The sequence below is a fragment of the Salinarimonas ramus genome, assembly GCF_014645695.1.
GTDB classification, from domain to species: domain Bacteria; phylum Pseudomonadota; class Alphaproteobacteria; order Rhizobiales; family Beijerinckiaceae; genus Salinarimonas; species Salinarimonas ramus.
On record NZ_BMMF01000008.1, the window covers coordinates 43909 to 63724 of the forward strand.

14 protein-coding genes are annotated in these 19816 nt (G+C 74.2%); 6 read left to right on the forward strand and 8 right to left on the reverse strand.

Features of this window, described 5'->3' with window-relative positions; all coding sequences use genetic code 11:
• Positions 1 to 29: 29 nt before the first annotated feature.
• From IEX89_RS13995 to IEX89_RS14015, 5 genes are all read right to left on the reverse strand, one after another.
• Entirely contained in the window at positions 30 to 776 is a 747-nt protein-coding gene (locus tag IEX89_RS13995) for a F0F1 ATP synthase subunit A (RefSeq protein ID WP_188913854.1), read from the reverse strand.
• Between the two features lie 46 nt (positions 777 to 822).
• Entirely contained in the window at positions 823 to 1281 is a 459-nt protein-coding gene (locus IEX89_RS14000) for an AtpZ/AtpI family protein (protein WP_244645436.1), read from the reverse strand.
• A 130-nt stretch (positions 1282 to 1411) separates the two neighbouring features.
• The gene (gene smc / locus IEX89_RS14005) at positions 1412 to 4858 is read right to left on the reverse strand and encodes a chromosome segregation protein SMC (RefSeq protein WP_188913855.1); all 3447 of its coding nucleotides are present in this window, start codon (positions 4856 to 4858) and stop codon (positions 1412 to 1414) included.
• A gap of 27 nt (positions 4859 to 4885) precedes the next feature.
• Positions 4886 to 5515 (reverse strand): DsbA family protein, encoded by a 630-nt coding sequence (locus IEX89_RS14010; RefSeq protein WP_188914048.1) that lies wholly within the window; start codon positions 5513 to 5515, stop codon positions 4886 to 4888.
• 143 nt (positions 5516 to 5658) lie between these two features.
• Positions 5659 to 6162, reverse strand: coding sequence for a DUF721 domain-containing protein (locus IEX89_RS14015; RefSeq protein WP_188913856.1), 504 nt, complete (start codon positions 6160 to 6162; stop codon positions 5659 to 5661).
• Between the two features lie 102 nt (positions 6163 to 6264).
• Here IEX89_RS14015 and mutY point away from each other — a divergent pair, with 102 nt between their 5' ends.
• Entirely contained in the window at positions 6265 to 7485 is a 1221-nt protein-coding gene (mutY, locus tag IEX89_RS14020) for an A/G-specific adenine glycosylase (RefSeq protein ID WP_188913857.1), read from the forward strand.
• A gap of 19 nt (positions 7486 to 7504) precedes the next feature.
• On the opposite strand, the gene IEX89_RS14025 is transcribed toward mutY, so the two are convergent.
• Positions 7505 to 7909, reverse strand: coding sequence for a PRC-barrel domain-containing protein (locus IEX89_RS14025; protein ID WP_188913858.1), 405 nt, complete (start codon positions 7907 to 7909; stop codon positions 7505 to 7507).
• Positions 7910 to 8127: 218 nt separating this feature from the next.
• Between IEX89_RS14025 and addB the strand changes: the two genes are divergently transcribed.
• On the forward strand, positions 8128 to 11331 hold the full coding sequence (gene addB / locus IEX89_RS14030; protein WP_188913859.1) for a double-strand break repair protein AddB: 3204 nt from the start codon (positions 8128 to 8130) through the stop codon (positions 11329 to 11331).
• Positions 11328 to 14840, forward strand: a complete 3513-nt coding sequence (gene addA, locus IEX89_RS14035) for a double-strand break repair helicase AddA (protein ID WP_308423837.1) — start codon at positions 11328 to 11330, stop codon at positions 14838 to 14840. Before addB ends, addA begins: the two co-directional genes overlap by 4 nt.
• Before the next feature lie 86 nt (positions 14841 to 14926).
• On the opposite strand, the gene IEX89_RS14040 is transcribed toward addA, so the two are convergent.
• Both IEX89_RS14040 and lspA read right to left on the reverse strand, forming a co-directional pair.
• Positions 14927 to 15619 carry a hypothetical protein gene (locus IEX89_RS14040; protein ID WP_188913860.1) on the reverse strand — a complete coding sequence of 231 codons (693 nt, stop codon included), beginning with the start codon at positions 15617 to 15619 and terminating at the stop codon, positions 14927 to 14929.
• A 64-nt stretch (positions 15620 to 15683) separates the two neighbouring features.
• On the reverse strand, positions 15684 to 16265 hold the full coding sequence (gene lspA / locus IEX89_RS14045; RefSeq protein ID WP_188913861.1) for a signal peptidase II: 582 nt from the start codon (positions 16263 to 16265) through the stop codon (positions 15684 to 15686).
• A 188-nt stretch (positions 16266 to 16453) separates the two neighbouring features.
• On the opposite strand from lspA, the gene IEX89_RS14050 reads away from it, so the two are divergent.
• From IEX89_RS14050 to IEX89_RS14060, 3 genes are all read left to right on the forward strand, one after another.
• Positions 16454 to 18355, forward strand: a complete 1902-nt coding sequence (locus IEX89_RS14050; RefSeq protein WP_188913862.1) for an OmpA family protein — start codon at positions 16454 to 16456, stop codon at positions 18353 to 18355.
• A 158-nt stretch (positions 18356 to 18513) separates the two neighbouring features.
• The gene (locus IEX89_RS14055) at positions 18514 to 18867 is read left to right on the forward strand and encodes a hypothetical protein (protein WP_188913863.1); all 354 of its coding nucleotides are present in this window, start codon (positions 18514 to 18516) and stop codon (positions 18865 to 18867) included.
• Positions 18868 to 18979: 112 nt separating this feature from the next.
• On the forward strand, positions 18980 to 19807 hold the full coding sequence (locus IEX89_RS14060) for an isocitrate lyase/PEP mutase family protein (RefSeq protein ID WP_188913864.1): 828 nt from the start codon (positions 18980 to 18982) through the stop codon (positions 19805 to 19807).
• Positions 19808 to 19816 lie beyond the last annotated feature (9 nt).

Sequence of the window (19816 nt, forward strand, 5' to 3'; positions counted from 1 at the left end):
GGGGTGGAAAACGAGAGCGCCGATCCGCCTCAGTGTCCGGGATGCAGCGCGTCGTTGAGGTAGATGCAGGTGAGGACCGCGAAGACGTAGGCCTGCAGCGCGGCGACGAAGATCTCGAAGCCCACCATGGCGAACGTCATCAGAAGCGGCAGGGGCGCGAGGATCGCGGCCACGCCCGCCCCCAGCAGGGAGACGATGAAGCCCGCGAAGACCTTCAGCGCGATGTGGCCGGCGAGCATGTTCGCGAACAGGCGCAGGCTCAAGCTGATCGGCCGGGAGACGAAGGAGATCACCTCGATCAGGGTGATGAAGGGCACGAGCCAGCCCGGGACGCCCGAGGGGACGAACAGGCCGAGGAAGTGCGTGCCGTGCTTGACGAAGCCGTAGATCACGACCGTGCCGATGACGATCATCGCCAGGGCGAAGGTGACGATGATGTGGCTCGTGATCGTGAAGGCGCCGGGCACCATGCCCACGAGGTTGCCCACCAGCACGAACAGGAACAGCGAGAAGACGAGCGGGAAGAACTTCATCCCCTCCTTGCCCGTCGCGTCCCTGAGCATGTTGGCGACGAACTCGTAGAGCGTCTCGCCGAAGGCCTGCCAGCGGTTGGGGACGAGCGCGACGTTGCGCGTCGCGAGGCTCATCACGCCGAGGATCAGGCCGACGACGATGAGCATGTAGAGACCGGAATTGGTGAGCGCGATGGGCGCGTCACCGATCGTGCCGAAGCTGACGATCTCCTTGATCTCGAACTGCTCGACCGGGCTCGCCATGTTCTTCCAGTCCTCGTTCAGCGCCGACGGGCGGCGGGTCCCGACCTCAGCGGGTGCGATCGTCCGATCCCGGCCGCTCGGCCTCCTCGCCCGGGGACGTACCCGAGCGCGGCCTGCGGTTCAACTCCCCTGCGGCACGCATGATGTTCAGCATGCCCGCAGCGAAGCCGAGAACGAGCCCGACGATCATCCCCCACGGCGACGTGCCGGCGACCTGGTCCAGCGCCCAGCCGATGCCGGTGCCCGCGAAGATGCCCGCGATGAACTCCGCGGAAAAGCGTAGCGCCTTTCCGAGGCCGGACATGTCGGACGCCGCACGGGAACCGGCTCGCGCATCGCGATCGCGCCGCGTACGGGCATCGCCCAGGCGCGTGTCGAGACGGCGGAGCCTCGCGGACAGATCGGCCTCGTCGCCGGGGCCGGACCCCTCGCCGTCTTCCCCCTTCCGCCCTGTTGGATCGCCCATGATCGTGCCAGCGCGGACCGAGAAAACGAGAAAGGCCAAGCCCCTGAAGCCGGGCGCACCATATGTGCGGGCCTCCCCCCTGTCAAGGACGCTCGCACTTGCGTGAAGTAATTGATTTTATTCGCGATTCGGACGGACGTGACAGAATCGTCACGCGCGCTCGCGCGGCTCAGACCGCCTCCGCCAGCCGCTCCGCGCGCTCCAGGTCGACCGACACGAGGGTGGAGACGCCGCGCTCCGCCATGGTCACGCCGAAGAGGCGATCCATGCGCGCCATGGTGATGGGATTGTGGGTGATGACGAGGAAACGCGTGCGCGTGGAGCCCGCCATCTCGTCGAGGAGATCGCAGTAGCGCTCGACGTTGGCGTCGTCGAGGGGCGCGTCGACCTCGTCGAGCACGCAGATCGGCGAGGGATTGGTGAGGAAGACCGCGAAGATCAACGCGGTCGCGGTCAGCGCCTGCTCGCCGCCGGAGAGCAGCGTCATCGTCTGCGGCTTCTTGCCCGGGGGGCGCGCGAGGATCTCGAGCCCCGCCTCCAGCGGATCGTCCGAATCGACGAGCGTCAGCTGCGCCGTGCCCCCGCCGAACAGCGTCGTGAACAGGCTCTCGAAATGCCCGTTCACCAGCGTGAAGGCCGCGAGCAGCCGCTCGCGCCCCTCCTTGTTGAGGCTCGCCACCGCCCCGCGCAGGCGCCGGATGGCCTCGACGAGGTCGTCGCGCTCCGCCGCGAGCGAGCCCTTCTTGCCCTCCAGCTCCGCGAGCTCGTCCTCCGCGCGCAGGTTGACGGCGCCGAGGCGCTCGCGATCGCCCTTGAGCGAGAGGAGCTTCGCCTCCGTCTCCATCTGGTCGGGCAGGGCGTCGCCCGGCTCGATGAGGGCCAGCGCGTGGAGCCCGGCGACGTCGGTGTCGAAGGCGTCGCGGATCGCCTGGACGAAGGCGAGGAGACGCGTCTCCTGCGCCTCGCGCCGCGCCTCGGCGCCGGCGGCGGCCTCGCGCACGGCGGAGAGCGCGTCGAGGGCGGCGCGGGCCGCGCGGTCGGATTCCGCCGACACGCGCTCGCCCTCCGCGAGACGATCGGCGGCCTCGCGCCGGGCCGCCTCGGCGCCCTCGATCTCGGCGAGGAGGCGTCGGCGGCGAAGCGCGAAATCGTCCGGCGCCTCGCGCAGGATCTCGAGCTCCTCGCGCGTCGCCTCGAGCCGCTCCGCGATCTCCTCCACGCTCTCGCGCGCCCGCGCTCCGCGCTCGCGCCACGACATGATCTCCGCCTCGAGCGACCGTCGCCGCTCCTGCGCGCGCTCGGCTTCGCGAACGAGGCTCTGGAGCGCGCCGCGACGCTCGGAGGCGTCCGCCCGCGTCTCGCCGACGCGGGCGCGCGCCTGCGCCAGCTCGATCTCGAGCTCCGGCGCGGGCGCGAGATCGTCGAGGGCCGCGCGTGCGTCCTCGGCGCGCTCGCGGGCCTCCTCCAGGCTCTCGGCGACGCGCTCGGCGGCGTCCGCGAGGCTCGCGCGCTTCGCCGCGACGTCGGCGGCGCGACGCTCCGCCGCGGCGGCGGCCTCGCGGGCGGCGTCGAGAGCCCGTCTCGCGCCGCGGGCCTCCTCCAGCGTGCGCGCCTCCAGGGCGGCGGCGTTGCGCGCGGCGGTCTGGACGCGGTCGAGATCGCGCCGGCGCTCCTCGGCGATGTCGCGCGCCCGCTGCGCCTCCTCCTCGAGATCGGCCAGTCGATTGCGCTCGGCGAGGCGTCGCGCGGCGGCGGAAGGCGCCTCGGCGAGGGCGCGATAGCCGTCCCAGCGCCACAGGTCGCCCTCGCGCGAGACGAGCCGCTGGCCCGGCGCGAGCGTGTCGGCGAGCCGCGCGCCGTCCGCGCGGGAAACGACGCCGACCTGCGCCAGGCGGCGCCCCAACGCGGCCGGCGCCTCGACGACCCGCGCGAGCGGGACGGCGTCCGACGGCAGAGCGGGGTCTGCGTCGGCGGCGACCGCGACCCAATGCGCCGGCGCGGCCGGATCGCTCGAGGCGTCGAGATCCTCGCCGAGCGCCGCCGCGAGCGCCGTCTCGTAGCCCTTCTCGACGCGGACCTGGTCGAGCATCGCGGGATAGCGCGCCCCGGCGACGGGCGCGAACAGCTTGCGCAGCGTCGCCGCCTCGGTGTCGAGCTTCTGCGCCGCGCGCTCGGCCTCCGCCAGCGGGCCGCGGGCGCGGCTCTCCGCCTCGCGGGCGCGGTCGAGCAGCGCGCGGGCGTCGGCGGCGCGGGTGTCGGCCTCCTCCAGCGCCTCCGCGGCGGCTTCGCGCGCGGCGACGAGCTCGTCGAGATCGGCGGGGAGCTCCTCCTCCAGCGCGGCGCGCTCGCGGGCGAGCCGCTCGGCCTCGCCGGAGAAGCGCGCGATGCGCGCCTCCTCCTCGGCGGCCGTGCGCTCCAGCGCGCCGCGCCGCGCGTTGAGGTCGGAGACGCGGGTCTGGAGCGCCGCCATCGCGGCCTCGGCCTCGGCGAGAACGCTCTCCGCCAGCGACAGCGCCTCGCGCGCGGCCTCCTCCTCCTCGGCGGCGCGCCCCGTGTCGGCGAGCGCCGCGTGCTCGGCCTCGAGCCGCCCGATGCTCTCGATCGCGTCGGCGCTCAGAGCCTCCTGGCGGGCGCGGTCGCGCACCAGCTCGCCGGCGCGGCGCTCCAGGGCGGCGAGCTTGTCCTTGGTGCGGGTCTCCTCGCCGTCGAGCTCGGCGCGGGCGAGGACGAGGCGCTGGAGCGCCGCCGCGGCGGCGGCCTCGCCCTCGCGCAGGCCGGGAAGCGCGTGGGCCGCGATCGCCTGCTCGCGGGCGGTCCGCGCCTGAGCCTGCGCCTTGTCGGCGACCTCGGACGCGCGCGCCTGCGCCTCCGAGGCCGCAGCTGCGGCGTCCGCCCGCGCGGCGGCGTGCCCGATGAGCTGCACCATGGCCTCGAGCCGCCTGATCTCGGCGGCGACCGCCCGATAGCGCGCCGCCTGCCGGCTCTGACGGCGCAGGCCCTCGATCTGCCCGTCGAGGCCCGAGAGCACGTCCTCGACGCGCGAGAGATTCTCCTCCGCGGCCTTGAGCCGCAGCTCCGCCTCATGACGGCGGGCATGCAGGCCGGCGATGCCGGCGGCGTCCTCCAGGATGCGCCGGCGCGCCTGCGGCTTGGCGGCGATGATCTCGGAGATCTGCCCCTGGCGCACCAGGGCCGCCGAGCGCGCGCCCGTCGCCGCGTCTGCGAAGAGCAGCTGCACGTCGCGCGCGCGCACCTCCCGCCCGTTGATACGGTAGGTCGAGCCGGCCTCGCGGGCGATCTTGCGGGAGATCTCGAGCTGGTCGGCGTCGTTGAAGGCGGCGGGCGCCGTGCGGCCGGTATTGTCGACGCTGACGGTGACCTCGGCGGCGTTGCGCGCCGGGCGGTTTCCCGAGCCGTTGAAGATCACGTCGTCCATGCCGGACGCGCGCATCGCCTTGTAGGAGCTCTCGCCCATGACCCAGCGCAGGGCCTCGACGAGGTTCGACTTGCCGCAGCCGTTGGGACCGACGATGCCCGTCAGCCCCGGCTCGATGGGCACGTCGGTGGCCTCGACGAAGGTCTTGAAGCCCGCGATGCGAAGGCGCGTCAGCTGCATCGGCGCGCGCCCTCGCGGGCGGCGGGATCAGCCCTCCAGCATCGGCGCGACGATGGCCTCGAACTCATCGATGGTGAGCGCTCCGCTGCGCTTCTCGCCGTTGAAGAAGAAGGTCGGCGTGGCGTTGACGCCGAGCTCCTCGCCGCGCGCCTTCACCTCCTGGATACCATCGTAGAGGGACTGGTCGCGCAAGCACGCCTCGAACTTCTCCTGTGAAAAACCGGCCTGGCGCATCAGCTGCGCCAAGGTGTCGAGTGGCCGGTCGGAGAAGGCCCATTCGCGCTGGAGCTCGAACAGCATGTCGACGACCGGCCAGTACAGCTCCGGCTCGCAGCGCGCGAGCATGAAGCCCGCCGTGGCCAGCGGGTCGAGCGGGTATTCGCGCATGACGAATCGCACCTGCCCGGTGTCGATGAAGCGCTCCTTCACCTGCGGCCAGGTGTTGTTGTGGAACGTGGCGCAATGGCTGCAGGTCAGCGAGGCGTATTCGTAGACCGTCACCGGCGCGTTCTCGTCGCCGAGCGCCATCTCGCCCAGCGGGCCGGCGGTGCCGAGCACGTCCATGTCCGCGGTCTGCGCGAAGGCGGGCCGCAGGCCCAGCGTGCCGACGGCGCTCGCGCCGGCGAGGAAGGTGAGGGCGTGGCGACGCGTGATCATCATCGTTACTCCGTCGATGGGTCGGCGGTATCGTTCGCACGACAAGTAGGCCGAGAGTGAGGCCGGGGACAAGCGCGACGCGCGCCCCCGCCGCAGGCGGGCGAATCACGTCTTCGTGTGAGCCGGCTCCGTGCCGGCGCGGCCTAGCGGGCCCGCCCCTGCCGGGAGACGATCTCGCGCCCGAGCCGGGCGAGCGCATCGCGCAAGGAGGCGTCCTCGACCGATCCGGTCGCGCCGGCGATCGCCGCCTCCTCGCCCGGCGCGAGAGGGCGCGCCGGCGGGCGCCGCGGCGGCGGGCGGCGCACGGGCCCCTGCTTGAGCACGATCTTGCCCACGCAGCCCCAGCCGTAGAGCGCGTTGATCCGCTCGATGAGGAGCGGCGCCATGTGCTGCGCGTCGAGCGCGAAGGCGCTCTCCACCAGGATGACGAGCGTCGCCGGCGGCGGCGCGGCGTCCGGCTCCGGGCGCGCGCGCTTGGGCCATTCGAGCTTCACGGGCTGCGAATAGGTGCCGAGCGGATCGCCCGCGATGTCGGGCCAGGCGGCGATGACGTCCGCCGAGGCGAAGCCCTGGCGCGCGAGCGCCTCGCCCATGGCGCCGTCGACCAGCTCCGCCAGCGGCCTCGATCCGTATGCCTGCCGCGCCATTCCGCCCGCCCGCGCTCCGATGGAAGCCGATTCCCGGATCGGCTATGGATGGGGACCATGGTAGCCCCGACCGACCCTCCTCGAACAGCCGATTCGCAGCCCATGCCCGCGACGCAGACGCGCGCCGAGCCCAGCCTCGAAGAACCTCGCAACGCCGAGCCTGCCGGCGGCAAGCCGATCTCGGCGGCCGACCTCCTCACCTGGTACGACCGCCACCGTCGCGCCCTGCCCTGGCGCGCGCGCCCCGGCGAGGCGGCCGATCCCTACCGCGTCTGGCTCTCGGAGATCATGCTCCAGCAGACGACCGTGATGGCGGTGAAGCCCTATTTCGAGCGCTTCCTCACGCGCTTTCCCACCGTGGAGGCGCTCGCGGCCGCGCCGTCGGAGGAGGTGATGAACGCCTGGGCGGGGCTCGGCTATTATTCCCGCGCGCGCAATCTTCACGCCTGCGCCAAGGCCGTCGTCGCCGAGCACGGCGGGCGCTTTCCGGATACCGAGGACGGCTTGCGCGCGCTGCCGGGCATCGGCGCCTACACCGCGGGCGCCATCGCGGCCATCGCCTTCGACCGGGTCGCGGCCGCGGTCGACGGCAACGTCGAACGGGTGATGACGCGCCTCCACGCCATCGCCGAGCCCATGCCCAAGGCCAAGGCCGCCGTGCGCGAGGCGACGCTCGCCCTCGTGCCGCCGGACCGGCCGGGCGACTTCGCCCAGGCGCTGATGGATCTCGGCGCGACGATCTGCACGCCCAAGCGCCCCGCCTGCGCGCTCTGCCCCTGGATGAGCCTCTGCGCCGCCCGCCGCGCCGGCGAGGCGGAGCTCTATCCCGTCAAGGCGCCCAAGAAGACCCGCGAGACCCGCCGCGGCGCCGCTTTCGTCGTCGAGCGCGCCGACGGCGCGATCCTGCTGCGCACCCGCGCCCCGGAGGGCCTGCTCGGCGGCATGGCCGAGCCGCCCGGCAGCGCCTGGTCGGTCGACTGGGTGCCCTCGCAGGCGATCCTCGATGCGCCGCTCGACGCGCGCTGGAAGCGCCTGGACGGCGTGGTGCGCCACGTCTTCACGCATTTCACGCTGGAGGCGAGCGTTCTCCACGCCCGCGTCGCTGCAGGCACCGCCGCGCCCGACGGCATGCGCTTCACGCCGCGCGAGGCGATCTCGCAGGAGCCGCTGCCGAGCGTGATGAAGAAGATCCTCGCCCACGCGCTCGGCGAGGCCCTGTTCGCGCCGACGCCCGCCGGCGCGGGGCGCGGGCGGGCGTCGAAGGAGCCGGGAGACGGCGAGGCGCCCGCACCCGTGAGAAAGCGGCGCGGACGCGCGGCCTGAGCGCGCAGGGTGGATCGGCTCAGCGGCCCGTCGACATGGGGTCCGACTGGCCCCAATAGGGCGTCGCGTTGTAGTAGCGGTGGACGTGCTCCTCCCAATCCCGCGAGAACGAGGCGTCGTAATGCTCGGCGGTCTCGCGGGGTGCCTGGCTCAGCTGGTCGTCGGTGAGGTTGAGCTCGTAGGCGTTCAGGTCGGTGTCGTAATGGAGCACGCCCCAGGGCAGGGTGAAGCCCTTCGTCTCGGTGCCGAACAGGCCACCGGAGACGCTCATGACGGCGTAGGCGACCTTGCCGGAGCGCTTGTCGATCATGACGCGCTGGATATGGCCGATCTCGTCGCCGTCGGAGCGCTTGACGGGCGTGCCCTCGACGCGGTCGCTGGCGATGAGATGATGCTTGGGATCGGGATGGGCGCTGCTCGCCATGGAATGCCTCCTGCGGCCGCCCCTACGGGCGGCTCTCGCGTGTGGTGAAACCTGTGCCTCGTCAACGCGGGGCCCTCACGGGGCGTTCCGCGCTGCGAGACCCGGCATGGGCGGCTCTCGCAGGCTGTGGACGGCTGTGGACGGGGCGCGGGCGCAACGTTGACGGTCGAAATCGTTCCTGATACGTTCTAGTCACGGATGGGGAGAGCGGGGCCGAGATGACGCGCGTGTTCACGATACCCCTCGGCCTGCCCTTCCTGGAGACGCTGGCCGACGCGCTCGTGGAGGGCCGCCTCGTGCCGGGCTATCCCGAGACGTCGGGGCCCGAGGCGCTCGCGGAGGCGACGATCTTCCTGCCGACGCGGCGTGCGGCCCGGGCGCTGGGCGCGCTCGTCGCCGAGCGTGCGGCGGCGCGCTTCGAGACGCCCGCGCTCGTGCTCCCGCGGATCGTGCCGCTCGGCGCTGCCGACGACGCCGAGCTCGCGCTCGCCGCCGGCGCGCTGGAGACGGGCGCGGCCGCGCAGGCGCTCGCTCCCCCGATCGCGCCGCTGGAGCGTCGCCTGCTGCTGGCGCGGCTCGTCCAGCATTGGTCGGAGGCTCTCGATCCGCGTCTCGCCCGGCTCGACGGGGACACGCCCTTCCTCGTGCCCTCCTCGCCCGCCGACGCGGTCTCGCTCGCGGGCGAGCTCGAGGCGCTGATGGACGACCTCGCCTACGAGAACGTGCCCTTCGAGGCCCTCGGGAGAGCCGTCGACGGAGACTTCTCCACCTATTTCGAGCTCACCCTCGATTTCGTGCGCATCGCCTTCACCGCATGGCCGGCGATCCTCGCCGAGCGCGGGGCGAGCGACCCCGGGCGACGGACGGCGGCGCTGATCGACGCGGAAGCCGCGCGCCTGCGCACGAGCCCGCCGCGCGGACCGGTGATCGCGGCCGGCTCCACGGGCTCGATCCCCGCGACGGCGCGGCTCCTCGCGGCCATCGCGAACCTGCCACGCGGCGCCGTCGTGCTGCCCGGTCTCGACCGGGACCTCGACGAGGGCGCCTGGCGCGCGGTTTGCGGGGATCGCGAGAGCGGGCTTTCCGCCGCCCACGGCCATCCGCAGGCGGTGATGGCGCGGCTCCTCTCCGAGGTGCTTCACCTGCGCCGCGAGGACGTCCTCCCCCTCGCCGAGCCGGAGGCGGCGGGCCGCGCCCGCGAGCGGATGCTCGCCGAGGCCATGCGTCCGGCCGAGACGACGGAGGCCTGGGCCGCGCTGGACGCCGATCTGCGCTCCACCCTCGCGGCGCGGGGCAGCGAGGGCATCGCCCTCGTCGAGGCCGCCGACGAGCGGCGCGAGGCGCTCTGCGTGGCGATCGCCCTGCGCGAGACGCTCGAGACGCCCGGGCGGACGGCGGCGCTCGTGACGCCCGATCGCGGGCTGGCCGAGCGCGTCTGCGCAGAGCTCGGCCGCTGGGGCGTGAGCGTCGACGATTCCGCCGGCACGAGCCTCGCCGAATCGCAGGCCGGGCGCCTCGCCAGGCTCGCCGCGGAGGCGGCGGCGGACCGCTTCTCGCCGCTCTCCACGCTGGCGCTCCTGCATCATTCCGCGGTGCGCCTCGGCTTCGACGCCGTCGACATGGCGCGCGCCCGCGCGGCGCTGGAGATCGGCGTCCTGCGCGGGCCCGAGCCGCGGGCGGGAATCGCGGGGCTGCGCGCAGCTCTCGACCTGCGCCGGATCGAGACAGCGCGCGAGGCCGGTCGCGTCCCGCGCCCCCGCGCCCGGCTGGAGGACGCGGATTGGGAGCTGGCGGCGTCGCTGCTCGCACGGCTGGAGGCGGCCTTCGCGACCTTCGGGCGCGATATCGGCCCCCGCGAAATCTCGCTCCCCGCACTTGCGGCCGCCCACCGCGCCGCCTTCGACGCCCTCGTCGCCGCCCCCGACCGCGAGGTCGATACGGACGAGGACGCGAGCGAGGACGAGGCGGCGCTCTTCACGGACGGGTCCGACGAGGCGCTGGCCGAACTCTTCGACGACCTCTCCCTCGTCGACGCCGACGCGGCTCTGCGGGGCGTCTTCCTCGACTATCCCGGCTTCTTCGCCAACGTCGCCCGCGATCGCCGCGCGCCGGGGCGCGCCGACCGGGCGCATCCGCGGCTCAAGGTGCTGGGATTGCTCGAGGCGCGGCTCGTGCGCGCCGACAGGATCGTGCTCGCCGGCCTCGACGAGGGCGTCTGGCCGCCGCGCGCGCGCACCGACGCCTTCCTCAACCGGCCCATGCGCGAGGAGATCGGCCTGCCCCCGCCGGAGCGCCGTCTCGGCCAGACGGCCCACGACTTCGTCCAGGCGCTCGGCGCCAGGGACGTCGTCGTCACCCGCGCCAAGAAGCGCGACGGCGCGCCGACGGTACCCTCGCGCTTCCTCCAGCGCATCCGCGCCTTCGTCGGGGACGCGCCGTGGCAGGACATGCTCGCGGGCGGAGCGCGTCTGTCCGCGCTGGCGGACCGGCTCGACGCCGCAGAGCCCGCGCCTCCCCTCCCCCGCCCGGCACCGCGGCCGGATCCCGCGCTCTTCCCGCGACGGCTCTCCGTCACGGAGGTCGAGACCCTGGTGCGCGATCCCTACGCCATCTTCGCACGGCGCGTGCTCGGCCTCGATCCGCTGGACGCCATCGCCACCGCGCCGGGCGCAGCCGAGCGCGGCAGCCTCATCCACGACACGTTCGCGCTCTTCGTGGAGGCGCATCCCGACGCGCTGCCGCCGCGGGACGTCGCGGCCGAGCGCCTGCGCCAGATCGGGCTCGACCTGTTCGCGCCCATCGGCGAGGCCTATCCGGAGGTCCAGGCCGAGTGGTGGCCGCGGTTCGAGCGGGTGATCGACGGCTTCCTCGACTGGGAGATCGACCGCCGCGCGCTCCTCGCCGACCTCGCCGTCGAGCGCTCGGGCAAGCTCCCGATCCAGCTGGGCGCGGAGACCTTCCTGCTCACGGCGCGAGCCGACCGGATCGAGCGCCGGCGCGACGGCGGCGCCACCATCGTGGACTACAAGACCGGCACGCCGCCCTCGGCGAAGATGGTCTTCGCCGGCTTCTCGCCGCAGCTGACGCTGGAGGCCGCCATGCTGCGCGCGGGCGCCTTCGAGGGCGTCCAGAAGGCGGCCGGCGAGGTCGATCTCCTCTATGTGCACGCGTCGGGCGGCAAGGAGCCCTTCCGCCCCTGCCCGATCGCGCCGCCCAAGGACGAGGAGCGAACCGTCGCCGATCTCGTGAGCGAGCATCTCGCGCGGCTCACCGGCCTCGTCGCGCGCTTCGTCGCCGGCGAGTACGGCTACGTCTCCCGGCCCTACGCGCAATACGCCCTGCGCTTCTCGGCCTACGACCACCTGGCGCGTGTGAAGGAATGGTCCGCCGCAGGCGGCGCGGGCGTGGAGGACGAGACGTGACGACGACCGCCTCCGGCGCGCGGGGCGCCATGCGCATCCCCGCCCACACGATCGAGAGCCAGCGCCGGGCCGCGGACCCGACGCTGTCGGCCTGGGTCTCCGCCAATGCGGGCTCGGGCAAGACCAAGGTCCTCACCGACAGGGTCATGCGGCTCATGCTCGCGGGCACGCCGCCCGGGCGCATCCTGTGCCTCACCTTCACCAAGGCCGCGGCGGCGAACATGTCGATCCGCATCTTCGACACGCTGTCGGCCTGGGTGAGCCTCGACGACGCGGCGCTCACGAAGCGGCTGGAGGCGCTCGATGGCGCGCACCCGTCGCGCGAGCGCCTGGTGGCGGCCCGCCGCCTCTTCGCGCGCGCGGTGGAGACGCCGGGGGGCCTCAAGATCGAGACGATCCACGCCTTCTGCGAGCGGCTCCTGCACATCGCGCCCTTCGAGGCGAACGTCCCGGCGAGCTTCACCGTCCTCGACGACGCCGCCTCCGACGAGCTCGTGCGCGCAGCCAAGGCCGGCATCCTCGCCGCCGCGCATCTGGGCGACGCGGCCCTCGCCGACGCCTTCGCCGCCGTCGACGCGCACGCGTCGGGCGAGCGGCTCGACGCGCTCCTGCGCGAGGCCCTCGCCTGCAAGGACGCGCTCGCCGACGCGGCCTCGCGCGAGGCCGCGCTCGCGAAGGTCGCCGAGATCTTCGGCCTCGAGCCGCACGAGGACGAGGCGACGATCGCCGCCTCCATGCTCGCGGACGCGCTCCCGCAGAGCGAGCGGGCGGCGCTCGCCCGCGCGTTCCTCGCGACCGGCAGCAGCAACGACGCCAAGCAGGCGGCCTGCCTCCAGCGCATGGCGGAGGCGACCGACGATCCGTCGCGGCTCGAGGCCTATCTCGGCCTCTTCCTGCGCAAGGACGGGGCGCCCAAGGCCGATTCGACGCTGGCGACGAAGGCCATGGGCACCGCCGTGAAGGAACGGCTGATCGCCGAGCGCCAAAGGCTCGTCGCGCTCGGCGAGCGTCGCCGCGCCGCCGCCGCCCTCGCCCGCACCCGCGCGCTCTACGTGCTCGCGGGCGCGATCCTCGAGAAGGTGGAGGCGGAGAAGCGCCGGCTCGGCGCGCTCGATTTCGACGATCTCGTGCGACGCACGCTCGCCCTGCTGCGTCGGGGCGAGGCGGCCTGGCTGCTCTACAAGCTCGACCGCGGCATCGATCACGTCCTCGTCGACGAGGCGCAGGACACCAATCCCGAGCAATGGGAGATCCTGCGCCACATCACCGAGGAGTTCCACGCCGGCGCCGGCGCCGCGGGCGGGCGCCCGCGCACGATCTTCGCGGTGGGCGACCCCAAGCAGTCGATCTACTCCTTCCAGGGCGCCGATCCGCGGCGCTTCGAGGAGAGCCGGCAGCATTGGCGCAAGCTCGCCCACGCCGGCGGCTTCCCCTTCGAGGAGGTGCCGCTCACGGTCTCCTTCCGCTCGGCGCCGACGATCCTGTCGGCGGTCGACCGCGTCTTCGGCGTGCCCGCGCATTATGCGGGCCTCGACCCGTCGGACCGGGCGACGGGTACCGTCCACGAGAGCGTACGGCCGGACACGCCCGGCCTCGTCGAGCTGTGGCCGATCGCGCGCCCCGATCCGGGCGCCGAGCCCGACGCCTGGACCCATCCCGTCGACGTGGTGGAGGAGAGCGCCCCGGCGGTCGTGACCGCGCGGCGCGTCGCCCGAGCCATCCGCGTCTGGACGACCACGGGCGACGCCTGCGGGCGCGTGCGCCGCCCCGGAGAGGTGCTCGTCCTCGTGCGAAAGCGCAACGCCGCCTTCCACGCCGTCATCAAGGCGCTCAAGGACACCGGCCTGCCCGTCGCCGGGGCGGACCGCCTCTCGCTCACGCATCACATCGCGGTGGAGGATCTCATCGCGGCCGGACGCACGGCGTTGCTGCCGCAGGACGACCTCACCGTCGCGGCCGCGCTCAAATCCCCTTTGGTCGCGCTCGAGGACGACGACCTCGTGCGCATCGCCGCGCGCCGCGGGCCGCAGGCGAGCGTCGCCGACGCCGTGCGCGCGGCGGCGGAAGCCGGCGACGCCGCCGCGATCCGCGCGCGCGAGGCGCTCGACGCCTGGGCGCGCCTCGCCGCCGCGCACGGCCCCTTCGGCTTCTACGCCGCCCTCGTCGGGCCGCGTGGCGGGCGCCGCGCCCTCGTCTCGCGCCTGGGCTCGGAGGCGGGCGACGCCATCGACGCCTTCCTCGGCCTCGCCCGCGAGGCGGAGGCGCCCGAGGCGCCTTCGCTGGCCCGCTTCCTCGCCGGGTTCGAGGGGGTCGAGCGCGAGATCAAGCGCGATCTCGAGAGCGGCGCCGACGAGGTGCGCGTCATGACGGTGCACGGCGCCAAGGGGCTCGAAGCCCCCGTCGTCGTCGTCCTCGACGACGCCGGCGCACAGGCGGGGCGTGTGTCGCCCCTCGTCGCGCTGACCGTCGCGCGCGACGAGACGCTGCCCGTCTGGTCGCCGGGCAAGGACCACGATTGCGATGCGCTGGGCGAGGCGCGCGACCTGGCGACGATCCGCAATGCGGAGGAAGCGAACCGGCTGCTCTACGTGGCCCTCACCCGCGCCGAAAGCCATCTCGTCGTCGCGCCCTACATCAACCGCGCCGACCGGGACGCGCCGGAGACAGCCTGGTCGTCGATGACGCGCCTCGCCCTCGCCGGCACGCCCGGGCCGATCGAGACCGACCTTCCCTACGTCGCGGGCGCCCTCGTCTGGCGCGAGAACGCGACGGACGCGACGGGCGAGCCGCCTGCGGACCCGGTTCGGGAGGAGCGCGGGACTGCAGCCGGCGCGTCCGCTCCGCCCGCCTGGCTCTTCGCCCCGGCGGCACCCGAGCGGGAAGCTGCGCCGCCACTTCGTCCGTCGAACGCGCTCTCCGCCGCCGATCGCCGCCCGCGGGCCGCGGACAAGCCCTTCGTCGCGGCGGCGCGCCTGCGCGGCACGCTGATCCACGCCCTCGTCGAGCGCCTGCCGGCGCTTCCCGCCGACACGCGCGAGGCGGCGGCGACGAGCTTCGTCGCCGCCCGCGCCCGCGGTCTCTCCGAGGAGGTGCGCGCTGCGATCGTGCGCGACGCCTGCGCCGTGATCGCGGACCCCCGCCTCGCGCCGCTCTTCTCGCAGCACGCTTTCGCGGAGGCGCCCGTCGCCGGGCGCGTCGTGCTGCCGAGCGGGGAGGAGATCGCCGTCGCCGGCCAGCTCGATCGGCTCGCCATCGGGCCGGACGCGATCGTCTTCGCGGACTTCAAGACGGCGGCGCGCCCGCCGGCTCCGGACGCGCCCGTTCCGGGTACGACGCTCGTCCAGATGGGGCTCTACGCCGCGCTCCTCGCACGCGCCTTTCCCGGGCGGCGGATCGAGGCGCATCTCGTCTGGACCGCCGGCCCGCACGTGCGTGTCCTGACGCAGCCCGAGCTCGACGCCGGTCTCGCCCGCGCGATGGAACGCCGCGACGCAGCGGCCGGGCGATGATCACGCACGCGAAACGACGAAGGGGCGCCACCGGCGCCCCTTCGCGAAACCCTGTCCCTCCGCGGCGTCGGCCAACGACGCCCGCCTTACTGCCGCGCGTTCTGATCGCGCACGAAGTCCGTGGCCGATTGCGGCTCGGGCCGCGGGCCGGTGAACGTGTCCACGCGCTCGGGGAAGGCGGCGGCGGGGTCCGGCGCCAGGTAGGCCTGAGGCGGATCGGTGAGGAAGCGGCGCTGCAGGCGCGTCTCCGGCGCAGCGGCGCGGCGCTCCTCGTCGAGGCGGCGCAAGGTGTCCGGCGGGATCCAGGCGGGATTGGCGTTGGCGCCGCCGAAGCCGCGCTCCGCCGGCTCCCATTCCGGCCGCACCGGGCCGCCGAGGCCGGCGCCGGGGACGCGCCCGGCGCGCAGCTCCTCGGGCGTCATCCGCCGCCCGATGCCCTCGAACGCGCCGCCACGCTCCGGAGCCGGCGTGTTCGCCTCGATGGCGCGGGCGCGGGCGGCAGCCACGTCCGGATCGTTCGGCCATTGCGGGTTCGCCTCCGCGACGCCGCCTTCTACCGGCGGCGGCAGGGCGCCGAGGTTCGGCGGGACCACGAGAGGTGCGCGCTCGCGATATTGGATGTCCGGCTGATCCGGCTCGACGAGGCCGATCGCGCCGAACACCTCGCGGAAGAAGCCGCCGTCCTGCGCCGTCGCGGGCTGGGGCGACAGCAGGCCCAAGGCCAGCGGCGCCAGGGCTGCGCCGGCGATGGCGGCGCGCGCGAAACCGGAACGCGTCATCTCGTCTCGACCCCTCGTCGATCTCGTGTGGTCGCGCCGGCCGTCCGGCCGAGCGCCCGTCCCATCACCCGCCATCGCGGCTTTCGTGTGGCGGGCCCTCCCGCCGCGCCCGGCGCGGCTCGAGGACCAGCGAGTCATAGAGGAGACCGAGGACCCCCGCAACGATCGCGGCGTCCGCGACATTGAAGACGTACCAGGAGAACGCGCCCCAGTGGAGGTGCACGAAGTCGAAGACCGCACCGTACGCCACGCGGTCGACGACGTTGCCGAGCGCGCCGCCGACGACGAGGGCGAGCGAGCCCGCGAGGAAGCGCGCGGGCGTGCGCAGCATCCACAGGCCGAGCCCGATGGAGGCACCGATGGAAAGCGCGACGAGGAGCCAGCGGCCGAGCTCGGTCTCCTGCTGGAAGAGACCGTAGGAGATGCCGCGGTTCCACACGACGATCAGCTCGGCGAAGGGCGCGAGCACGAGCGGCGCGTGGACCCGCAGGTCGTAGCCGAAAAGGAAATAGAGCTTCGTCGCCTGGTCCGCGAGGAAGATCGCGAGCGCGAGGGCGATCGCGAAGCGGGCGTGCGCGGGCGGGATTGGCTTGGGCGGGTTCGGCTTGGGCGGGTTCGGCGCGGCCTCGGCGGCGTCTGAGGGCATCTTCGGCGTCGATCTCGTTGCGGGACGGTTCAGGGCGGGTTCAGGCGCGCCGCCCCATGGCTGGGCGACGACCCGGCGACGCTCCTCCTAGCACCGGCGGCGCCCGCGCGGAATGGCCGAGAGGCCGCGCGTGGAACCCTGCGGCCCGCGGGAGCGTCACATTGCGACACCACGATACGAGAGACCGGATGAGACAGATGCCCCGCCTCCTCGCGCTCCTCGCCACCACCGCGATGGCGACCACCGCCTTGACCGGCCCGGCGACGGCCGCGCCCCAGCCCAGCGCGCCGCTCCTCCACCTCGCGCAAGCGGAGCCGGCGGCGGACGAGAACCCGCTCCTTCGCCGCCTGCCCGACGGCACCGTCGTCGAGGACGACACGCCCGCCACGGACGAGCCGGCGGCCGAGGCTCCCCCGGCCGAAGCCCCTCCCGCGGAGGCACCGCCGGCCGAAGCGCCGCCTGCCCAGGAGCCTCCTGCCGAGGACCCTCCTGCAGAGGAGCCACCAGCCGAGGCACCGCCCGTCGAGGAGCCGGCGCCGGAGGCACCGCCGGTGGAGGAACCGCCCCCGGTCGAAGAGCCCGCCGCCCAGGAGCCTGCCGCTGAGGCTCCCCCGGCAGAGGAGCTCCCTGCAGAGGAGCCTGCGCCCGTCGAGGAGGCCGTTCCCGAGCAGCTTCCCGCCGCGGAGGCGCAGACCGTCGACGAGCCGGCCGCCGACGAACCCGCAGCCGAAGAGCCGGCCACGGAAGAACCCGCCGCCGAGGTGCCGCCCGCCGAGGCCCCCGCCGCGCAGGCCGCGCCCGAGCCGGCTCCGGAACCCGCCCCGGCCCCCGAGCCGGCTCCGGCTCCCGCCCAGGAGGCTCCGGCGCCGGAAGCCCCCGCGGCCGCTCCGGCCCAGACCCTCGCCCCAGACGCGCCGGCTCCCGCACCGGCTCCGGCACCCGCCGAGGCTCCCGCTCAGCCCGCGCCCGTGGCCCCGCAGGCGGCACCCGTTCCCCCGAATCCAACGCCTGTGGCACCGCAGGCTCCCGCCGCGGCCGTGCCTCCGGCCGCCGCACCCGGCCGCGCGCCGGCTCTCCCGGCCGAGCCGGTGGCGCCGACCGCGAGCGGGCTCGACTCGCTCTTCGGCGTGCTGGAAGAGGGCGCGCGCCGGCTCGAGGACGTGCGGCGCCAGCGCGAGGAGCGCGTCATCGACGGGCGTAGCGTCATCGTCGAGCCGGGGTCGCGCACCATCATTCGCGAAGGCGACCGCGTGATCATCGTCAACGACGAGCAGGAGCGCCTGCGCCGCTACTACGACGACATCCAGGTCATCGAGCGCGACGACCGGCGCATCCTCATCGCCGACCGGCCGGGCGGCTACCAGGTGATCACGGTGACCGACCCCTACGGCAACATGATCAGCCGCACCCGCCGCGCGCCGGACGGCACCGAGACGATCCTCATCGACAACCGCCCCGAGCGCTTCGTGCGGGAGGGGCGCCTGCCGCGGGAGGAGGGGCGCTTCCTCTACGAGGCGGATTGGTCGCTCGCCCTGCCGCCGCCGCTCGTGGAGATCCCGCAGGAGGATTACGTCGTGACGCTCGAGGAGGTCGATGCCGGCCTCGCCTCGCCGCCGCCGCGGGTGATCGAGGCCTTCACCGCACCGCCGGTGGCGCCGCCGCCGCGGGCCTACAGCCTCGACGAGGTGCGCTACAACGAGAACCTGCGCGACTACATGCGCCGCGTAGATCTCGACGTGGTCACCTTCGCCACCGGCGAATGGCGGCTCTCCCAGCAACAGGTCGCCGCGCTGGCACCGGTGGCGCGGGCGATGCGCGAGGTGCTCACCGGCGACATGGACGAGATCTTCCTCGTGGAGGGCCACACCGACGCCGTGGGCCCGGAGATCGACAACCTCTCGCTCTCGGACCGGCGTGCGGAGAGCGTCGCCTACGTTCTCTCGGAAGCCTACGGCATCCCGCCCGAGAACCTGGTGACGCAGGGCTACGGCGAGGAATTCCTCAAGGTCCCGACCCAGAGCGCCGAGGCGCGCAACCGCCGCGTCACCTTGCGGCGCATCACGCCGCTGATCGAGGCTGCGCGACGCTGACACGGCCTCGTTCGGCTGCGCGACCCAGGTGCGACGACGGAAGTCATCCGCTCGGCGCACCGTCGCGTAGGCCTGGTGGGGACCGGCCCCGGCCGACACGGCGCCCGGCCGGTTCCCGCTCATGCCCACGATCCCCCGAGCCGATCCGGAGGTCTTCCATGACGGCGCTCGCCCACGCTCATCGCCGCCGCGCGATCCGCCCCGCCCCACGCCCCGGCCCGCGCCTTCGCACGCTGGCGCTCGCCTGCACGCTGCCGGCGCTCCTCGCCGCCTGCGCCTCCGACCCGACCTTCGGCGAGCGCGTTCTCGCCAGCGGCGAAGAGACGGCCGCGCTCGGCGAGCGGGCCATCGCCGGGGAGCGCGCCGTCGATCGCGGCGAGGCGCTCGTCTCGCGCGGGCGAGACCGCATCCGCGAGGGCGAGCGGCTCGTCTCGGAGGGCCGCGCGCTGATCGAGGAGGGCACGCGCGAGCAGGCGGCGGTGCGCCGCGCGCTGGAGGGACGCGACATCTGATCGGGCGGCGCCGGTCCGGCGCTTCCACGGGCGCAGCGTGCGTGCGATCCTGCCGCACACGCGAGAGCCGGCGCGAATCAGCTGCCGGCTTCGCCAGGCAGGAGCGTCCTCGATGTCCCACGATCCCGGCCCCGCCTTCCGCGCCCTGCATCGTCCGGGCGATCCCTTCGTCCTGGCGAACGCCTGGGATCTCGGCTCGGCGCGCATGCTCGCGGCGCTCGGCGCGCAGGCGCTCGGGACATCGTCCGCCGCCTACGCTTTCACCTTGGGGCGGCCGGACATGGGTCACGTGACGCGCGACGAGATGCTGGCACATGCGCAGGACCTCGTCGCGGCGACGCCGCTGCCGGTCTCGGCGGATCTCGAGAACGGCTACGGCGATGCGCCGGACGCCGTCGCGGAGACCGTGCGGCTCGCCTGCGATGCGGGGCTCGCCGGGCTCTCCATCGAGGACGTGATGCCGCCCGCGGGCGCCGCCTACCCGTTCGATCTCGCCGTGGAGCGCATCCGCGCGGGCGCCGCCGCGGCGCGCGCCTGCCCACGGGACATCGTGCTCCTCGCCCGCGCCGACGGGGTGATGACGGGCGCCTACGATCTCGACGAGGGCATCCGCCGCCTCCAGGCCTTCGTGACGGCCGGCGCGGATGCCGTCTACCTGCCCGCGCCGGCCTCCATGGAGGACGTGGCGCGCATCTGCGCGAGCGTGGAGGTTCCGGTGAACGCGCTGGCCGCCGGCCGCTTCACCGACCATCGGCGGGCGGACTTCGCGGCGGCGGGGGTCGCGCGCATCTCGCTCGGCTCCGCGCTGGCGCGCGCGACGCATCGCCTGATCAAGGACGCGGCGGAGGCGATGCTGGGGGATGCGGGGGACTTCTCGCTCCTGTCGCGCAGCATCTCGGGGGAGGCGGTGGACGCGCTCCTGGCGAAAGGCACGCGGTGAGCGCAGGCC